The following is a 7,569-nucleotide window of genomic DNA, read 5'->3' as shown; positions in this document are numbered from 1 at the left end:
CACCGTCGCGCGCGTGATGACCGACAACGGCCCCTGCTACAAAGCCCATGCCTTCCGCCACGCCTGCCGCGACCTCGGCCTGCGCCAGATCAGGACCAGGCCCTACACCCCCAGGACCAACGGCAAGGCCGAACGCTTCATCCAGACGGTGCTACGCGAATGGGCCTATGCCAGACCCTATCCCCACTCAGATCGCAGAGCCGAAGAGCTGCCGCGCTGACTCCATCACTACAACTGGCATCGCCCCCACGGCGGAATCCAGGCCAAGACACCCATCAGCAGACTCGCTCGCGACGAGGACAACCTGTTGACGCTCCACAGCTAGCGGCGCAATCGAGGCGGCTCTTGTCGCTCTGTTCCGCCGCATCGTGCGCGCGCCGCATCGAGGCGACGGGCGTCACGGTGCATCATGGGCTGGAACGGGCAGCAGGGCACGTAGACGGTCTTCGCGTGGGCGCTGGCCAATCCTGCTCCTTGGGCCAGGGCGCTGTTCCCTGACGCCATGCAGGGTGAAGACGCCGGGATCGGTCGCAGACTCCAACGCGGGCGGGCGACAAAGCCCCTCGACCGGATCAGGCGCGCAGGGTCTGATCGCTGCATCGTGCGGGCGCCGTGCGAGGCGATCCGCGCCTGGACCGATGACGGCAAGTTGCGCCACGCCTTCTACAAGGTCCTGCGCAACGACAGCGACGCTACGGAAGTTTACCGCCTGGACTTAACCCGGTGCACTGGCCCAACGGTCAGGTCGACAACCCGCTGAAATCTCGGCACATTTGGCCTTATGCAAGATTCTTCCTGGATCGCAATCGTGGACGACGATCCGTCAGTCCTTAGGTCCTTGCGCCGGACGTTGCGTGTTCGTGGGTATGACACCGGGACCTTCAGCTCAGCTCGCGAATTTCTGGCGGCGCTGACCGAAAGTCTACCCGCTTGCCTTATCTTGGACGTACAGATGCCAGGGATGACCGGCGTCGAGCTTCACCATCAACTGTTGAAGGCCGGCATCCATATTCCGACGATCGTGATTACCGCATATGGCGATCTTAGAGCGCGCGATGTGTTTGGGGCAGCCAACATCATTTCGATCCTGTCGAAGCCGCTGCGAAACACTGTCCTGTTCGAGGCGATCGCCGCTGCGCTTGGTCCCCACGAGAAGACCTAATGCGGCAGCACCCGTGGGTAGCGACGGGAGGTATGTTTCGCCAGTAGCGCGATGGTGTCTACGGATGGGATATGCACCGTCTCTCACGATCCATTCCTCGGCCGTGTCGTGCATGCCGACCTGGTGAGGTTCCGCCTGTGACCTCTTGAATCTGTCCCTTTGGACATTCCCCGTTGTCGACCAGTATCTTTTCGCCGTAGCGCATCGTCCCCTTTGCTGGCTCCTTTTCGTAGATCTGCTGCGCGCTTGCAGGTGCGTCGGCGAATGCGACGCATAGAGCGGCGGCCAGTACCGCGAACTGCTTCATGAACGTTCCCCCCTGCGAAAAATGTAGCGATAATCCGCCAGTGCTCATCAGATGATCCCCGCTGCATGGCCAATGGCGAATCCGAGCAGGCAAGCCGAGAAACCCAGCATGCCGCGCGCGATCAAATGACCAGTGCGGTCGATCGGCGTCGGCGATTCTACCAGCATCAGCATCAATCCGCCGATGCCGACCGCGGTCCCGGTAATACCGGCCGAGACCGCCCAGGCAGTAACAGTTGGGCTCATTTCACCACCTTGAATCGTTTGCCGGCCGGCGTCCGCGGTGTGACAAGCTGATAGATCCGTCTCAACACCAGCAGCGCCATTGGGGCGTCATCAACCGAATCTGGCGCGCTGATCCTGGCCCTTGCCACCGGGCTCAGCCCCAACGCCTCGCCGGCGAGGTTCATCTCTTTGGCGGCGAGGTTCTGGGTCCGGACGAGCGGTGAGATCGTCAACTGCCCAACCAAACCCCGCGTGAACATCGTCAGCGTCGCAATCTTGCGCTGGCACTCGCGGAAGCGCGCCCAGGCGACGGCCATGCGCTCGATCGCTTGGCTGTCGGCGGGTGTCAGCAAACCCGCCGGCATCGACTGCTCGATCTGCCGGTAAATCATGCGCTGCTCAGCATCGAAATGCTCCGCGATGATCGGAGCGGCCGGCTTGTAGACCCCTTCCGGTATGGGTCGCGTCCCCTATTTCGTTCCAGGGATGGCTTGCGTGGACGACCGCCCGGCATAATCTTGCTCCCAAATGGTGGAAAACGCCCCAAAAACACGGACCACAAATCTACCCACATGTGTACTGTGTGCAAACAAAAAACCAGTTACGCGCTGCCGCGAGAAGGTTGCCACGGGTTGGTCAGAAGAGGCTCCCGGCCTCCCTTTTTGACCGCCCCCCGGGCCTTGACCTCCCCCCAAAGCTCAGGTCAATCACGAGGTGGGGTGGCCAAAGCGACKAGCCGGCCGGTCGGATGCATGCGGAACCGCTCTAGCCAGCTTAGGCGCACGCGGGCGCCCAAGCAGGTCGCGCAATAGTTGCGGGAAAGACGCTCGAGGCTAAGGATGGGCCGGTCGTCCCCTATCGATCGCTTGCGGCCATGAACGTCCATTCCAATGCCAGAAGGACCCGCGCAGCTCGATCCCAGCTCATCGGTCCGTTGCGCAGACTGGTGGGAGCTGAGCGAAGCGATGCAGCCGACGCGCAGCTCGGTTTGGCTCTGTGCTTTATCGCCGGGGCGGTGAACGCAGGTGGATTCCTGGCCGTCGGCCATTACACCTCGCATATGTCCGGCATCGTCTCGGAGATGGCCGACAACGTCGCTTTGGGGGCCGCCGGTCTCGCGGTTGCGGGCCTTGGTGCTCTGATCTCGTTCGTGCTTGGTGCGGCTTGCTCGGCGGTCCTGATCAATTGGGGGCGCCGGCACGCAGCTTATGGACAGTACGCATTTCCGCTGCTGCTCGAGGCGGCGCTGCTGCTTGCATTCGGCCTTGTTGGTAGCATGGGGCGGTATCTGCCGTTCCTGATCGTCGCCGCGGTACCGCTGCTCTGCTTTATCATGGGATTGCAGAACGCAATCATCACCAAGGTTTCGCACGCTMGGATACGGACAACCCATGTGACGGGCATCGCCACCGACATCGGCATCGAGCTCGGAAAGCTCTTCTACTGGAACCGCACGCAAGCCCCGCTTGGTGGCCGGGTTCTGGCCGACCGGCGCAAGCTGCGCTTGCTCGCCTCGTTGCTCGGGGCGTTCTTGCTAGGCGGAGTGGTCGGCGCCCTGGGGTTCAAGCATATCGGTTTCGTCTCGGCCATTCCGCTCGCGGTGCTTCTTTTCTCGCTCGCAGGTGTGCCGATGTTGGCCGACTTTCTCGCGTGGTGTCGCGCTGCCTTCCTGGGATGGAACTCGCGTGAGCGGTAGCGATCAGCGCCGTCGCGTTCCGGCGGCAATCAGCGCGATATGGTCCATGCGCCGCGACTGCGACAGGCAGCATGGTGCGCATGCGTTCGCCTTGCGCAGAGTCTGCCCGCCGCATCGTGCGGGCGCTGTGCGAGGCGCCGGGCGTCACGGTTGAATCAATGGGCAGGAACGGGCAGCAAGGCACTGAGGCGGTCTTCACGTGCGCGCTGGCCAATCCTGCTCCTTGGGCCAGGGCGCTGTTCCCTGACGCCATGCAGGGTGAAGACGGCGGATCGGACGCTGACTCCAACGCGGGCGGGCGACAAAGCCCCTCGACCGGATCAGGCGCGCAGGGTCTGACCGCTGCATCGTGCGGGCGCCGTGCGAGGCGACGGGCGTCACAGTGAATCACAGGCTGGAACGGGCGGCAGGGCACGTAGACGGTATTCACCTGCGCCGCCAAGGCGAGGGTTATCGTGTGCTACCGCCTCATCGAACGTCAGCTTCCGGACCGAGATCGAAGGGGTAAAACCGACCCGTTGCGGCCATCGCCTCGACTATCGGCGGGATTTGCTTCCGTAGCTATTCGCGTCGCTTAGATGGATCGCTCCGCAGTTTGGCAACCGCGTTGGCAACCAGATCCAGTGCTTCGAATGCAGATCTCTTCCAACGCCGCTCGCCAACCGAAAAGCCCGTCAGGTATCCGGCCAGGAATGTAATGACGAGCAGGCCAGCCTCCATGACGCGAGCCCTCACCAGCTGCCACTGGGCGAATATCAGGCCAGGCGGTCGACATGGCTCGCTTGTGGCGCGACGCCTAACGTATCCACGAACGCGTAAAGCCAGACTTTCCGAGATCTCAGAAACTCCGGTCTATCCGTGCAAAGCTCCGACATGGAAGCTGCAACGCACGCATTGTCAGAGGCGACGGGCTGTCGGTCGGATCTGGCCTGCCAGAGGGCCCAACTGGGTCATGGGCCGGAGAATGGGCACCCTTGGCCAGATTTCGGCTGCCGACCCAATACGCTTGTGTGACACCCCTTCGAGGCCCATAAACAATGCTCCATGAGTGACGTGGATGGTTTCTCGCCGTGGTTTGCGAACGCAGGTGAGGGCTTCGAACGCGTCGGCCTGGATGGGCGGCGGGGGCCGGAAAAGCGGTTCATTGAACGCGAGGAGCCCGGACATGAGCGAAGTCTTCAACTCGGAAGGGATCACACGTCGACGCGGCCTTTCGTTGTTGTGGTCGGCGGCCGTATTGGCCCTGACAGGGACTGCAGCGGTACTGAAGTCATCACAGTCCCAGGCCGAAACCACCGGTATGAACCGGCGTCAGGATCGGCGCACTGGACGGGACGTTCGACGCACTGATCGGCGTACTAACCGCACAGAAAGACGCGTAGAGCGCCGAAACTGAGTGACCGGCGAAGCTGCCGCGTTTCGGGGCTCGACCCAGCTCCCGCTCAAGGCCGCGCCCCGGCCTCAGGTCCATGACCAATGAACTTCGGCTTCCCCCCCTTCTCAGACCATGGCGAGGTCCGCTATGCGGCAAGCTCGCCGATGTCAGCTTTAGGGAGAACATTAAATCATCCTGGCCTGGCGGCCCGTCACCGACATCTGCAGGGTCCGCTTCCGGGCAACTCGACTGAAGGCAAGATAGGGTAGGCACAGCCGGGGTTGGTGCAGTCGCGACGCTCACCCGCAGCCGCCGCGCCTATCTCCGAAATCGCCCTTTAGATGTCGCGTCCATCGCTGAGCCCCTTCAACACCGGTCTCAAGGACGCTCACAGCTTACAGGCAGGCTGCGCTACCAACTCACTTTGAGACCCAACCTGCCGTCATAGGCGTGCGAGCGGCCATTGAGGCCGATCGAGTAACCGGCGGAGGCGTAGAGCGCAGTATTCCTGCTGATCTGGGCGTCGACACCGGTCCTGAGTTCGGCCCAGGAGCCGCCGAGATCGGCGCGGAAGGGGATCAGCCCGGTGGCCGAGGAGAACGAGGTCTTGGGATCGCCGAGGAACTCGTTCCAGAGGCTGGCCTTCAGCCAGGCGGTGAGCAGGCGGGGCTTGGCGCGCGGATCCTCCTCCAGCGTCCAGCTCTTGGCCAGGCGGGCGCCGATGCGGCCTGCCAGAGAATCGACATCGCTGAAGCGCACCAGCGCCGCCTCGTCACGGCCGGAGCCGTTGGCCAGGGTCTGGTAGATCATCTGCGCCTGTGGCTCGAGGATGAAGCCGTTGCCGAGCTGGAGCGGATAGCCGCCCTCGAGCGAGGCCGCGAAGCCGAAACCATCGCGCTTCAGCTTGAGCAAGCGTTTTGAATCGGCCTCCGCATCGTACCAGGTGCCCTGCACGACACCGTCGAGATACCAGCCGGACGGTCCGAAATGCGTCCAGTAGGCGCCGAGCGAATAGCCGTCGATGGTGTTGGTGCCGGCCCTGATGCCGTTGAAATGGGTGACATCGCCTTCGATCCGGCCGATGGCGGCATAGAGGCCGGCGTGGTTGCGGCTGCCGTCAGTGTCGAGGCTGCGATAGAGATCGAGCCCAGCCTGGAAGGCGTACATGTCGTATTCGTAGTTCGGGCCGTTGCGGTAGATGCCCCAAGGGCCACCGTCCTGGTTGCCGTGCCGGCCAATGATCCGGGCCCAGCCGGCCGAAGCATAGGAGCTGCCGGGGACGCTGGCGCTGGCCGGCAATTGCACGGTGGTGGTGCAGCGAAAATTCGTCTCCGGATTCTTGCACCAGATCGTCCGCTCCTCGGTGACCGGCGGCGGCTCAAGCGGGCGCAATTCGCCGACCCGTTCATGCAGGCTGTCGATGAGGGTGCGGCCATAGATCAGCCCCATCGCCGGAAGCGCGGCGAACAGCGAGACCTCGCGCCGGAAATTCGGAATACCCGAGTTTGGTGGCGTCGGTGTAGGGACCGGTCCGGGCGGCGTTGGTGTCGGTCCGGGCGGCGTTGGTGTCGGGCCGGGTGGCGTCGGTGTCGGTTCGGGTGGCGTCGGTTCGGGCGGCACTGGCGTCAGGTCCGAGCGCAGATACCAATTTTGCACCCCTGAATTGTCCACGCTGCCCCGTAGGAGGGCGTATTCGTACGGCCCCGCAACGGCTGGCCTGCTGAGCGCGAATGTACTTGCATCCGTCGTGCCCGCGTTGATGGCATCAACGACGAGAATGCCATTTCCTAGGGTCAGATCGCCCGGCCCAATGGTATTCGAAATCAGCAGCGATGACGTCCCGCTCGCCCGACCACCATCAATAACCAAGCGGTCAGAGGGGGAGCCATCGGAGCCGAGATAGGTGTTGAGAGCGAGCGTTCCGCTCCTGCCAACATAGTCTCTCACGGTCAGCGTTTTGTAACTCGCGAGCTGCGTCARATCCCCSGTGGGAGGGCTATAGATAATCTGGCTGTTGTCGTTGGTAACACTCGTTGCGGTCGAATTGCCCGTCATCGTCCAGGCAGTGGCCTGAGTMAGCGTCACATTGCTGGTATTGCCTGCCGGCGTGGTGATGACCCCTCGCAGCGTCGAACCTTGCGCGTTGAACGTTGTGCTGCCGCCCCCGCCTGTCGCCAGCAGGGTATTGTTGTTCGTGATCGCGATCGTRTTGACGAGCCCGATGTCCGCAATCGCCGYCTGGACAGAAAATGAGGCATCGCTCGCCTGAATTGCCGCGTTGCTGTAGCGCAGSAGGTTCGTTCCGCCACTGTCGAAGGAGAAGCCGACCCCGCCAATGCCGGAGGCGGTGACATCGGTGCCGGTCATGGTGRCGCTGCCGCCATTCTGAATCCGGCCGCCGACYCCGTTGATGACAATAACCACGCCGTCCGTCGTTTCGATGCGGCCACCACCGTCGGCATTCAAACCCGAGTTGCCGCCGCCTCCGCTGACGCTGACGTTGGTGTTCTGGGTGGTGATCACGCTACCGGCGTTGATCGCCTGCAGGCCCTTCTCGCCGCCACCCGCACCCGTGACGTTCACCGTGCTGCCGACGAAATGCACTTGGCCGCCCGCCTCGGCGCGGGCGCCGATGTCGTCGCCGCCACCGTTGGTGGCAGTGATTGTGAGGTCCTGGGCGTTGATCGTGCTGCCGACGCCGGACGCGACCAGGCCCCTGCTTCCGCCGCCGCCTGAAAAGGTGATCCTGCTGCCTCCGGTCAGGCTGATACTGCCGCCATTTTGTGCCTTGGCCCCGGTGATGCC

General features: G+C 63.2%; 5 protein-coding genes and 2 pseudogenes. 3 read left to right on the top strand and 4 right to left on the bottom strand.

Features of this window, described 5'->3' with window-relative positions:
• Window positions 1-325, top strand: a pseudogene (locus AC1DIO_RS34745) (integrase core domain-containing protein); the annotation flags it as partial.
• Window positions 326-808: 483 nt separating this feature from the next.
• Window positions 809-1,162, top strand: a complete 354-nt coding sequence (locus AC1DIO_RS34740; protein WP_476854896.1) for a response regulator — start codon at window positions 809-811, stop codon at window positions 1,160-1,162.
• 58 nt (window positions 1,163-1,220) lie between these two features.
• Here the strand turns inward: AC1DIO_RS34740 and AC1DIO_RS34735 are convergent, their stop codons facing one another.
• Genes AC1DIO_RS34735 through AC1DIO_RS34725 form a run of 3 tightly spaced genes read right to left on the bottom strand, consistent with a single transcriptional unit; the run spans window position 1,221 to window position 2,115 of the window.
• A complete protein-coding gene (locus tag AC1DIO_RS34735; RefSeq protein WP_476854895.1) occupies window positions 1,221-1,469 on the bottom strand; it encodes a DUF6719 family protein in 249 nt (82 codons plus the stop codon).
• Between the two features lie 47 nt (window positions 1,470-1,516).
• The gene (locus AC1DIO_RS34730; RefSeq protein ID WP_476854894.1) at window positions 1,517-1,714 is read right to left on the bottom strand and encodes a hypothetical protein; all 198 of its coding nucleotides are present in this window, start codon (window positions 1,712-1,714) and stop codon (window positions 1,517-1,519) included.
• Window positions 1,711-2,115 carry a phage terminase small subunit P27 family gene (locus tag AC1DIO_RS34725; protein WP_476854897.1) on the bottom strand — a complete coding sequence of 135 codons (405 nt, stop codon included), beginning with the start codon at window positions 2,113-2,115 and terminating at the stop codon, window positions 1,711-1,713. Before AC1DIO_RS34725 ends, AC1DIO_RS34730 begins: the two co-directional genes overlap by 4 nt.
• 452 nt (window positions 2,116-2,567) lie before the next feature.
• Here AC1DIO_RS34725 and AC1DIO_RS34720 point away from each other — a divergent pair.
• Window positions 2,568-3,335 (top strand): annotated as a pseudogene (locus AC1DIO_RS34720) (YoaK family protein); the annotation flags it as partial.
• Window positions 3,336-5,175: 1,840 nt separating this feature from the next.
• Here AC1DIO_RS34720 and AC1DIO_RS34715 read toward each other — a convergent pair.
• Window positions 5,176-7,569 (bottom strand): autotransporter family protein (locus tag AC1DIO_RS34715; RefSeq protein ID WP_476854893.1); only part of this gene is annotated, 2,394 nt, incomplete at its 5' end.

It is taken from the genome of Allobosea sp. 05T439 (assembly GCF_056396005.1).
This window is presented reverse-complemented; position numbering and strand designations above follow the sequence as displayed.

Excerpts from the sequence above, each read along its gene's own strand:
- AC1DIO_RS34730 (WP_476854894.1), bottom strand. The coding sequence starts at position 1,714 with ATGAGCCCAACTGTTACTGCCTGGGCGGTCTCGGCCGGTATTACCGGG.
- AC1DIO_RS34735 (WP_476854895.1), bottom strand. The coding sequence starts at position 1,469 with ATGAAGCAGTTCGCGGTACTGGCCGCCGCTCTATGCGTCGCATTCGCC.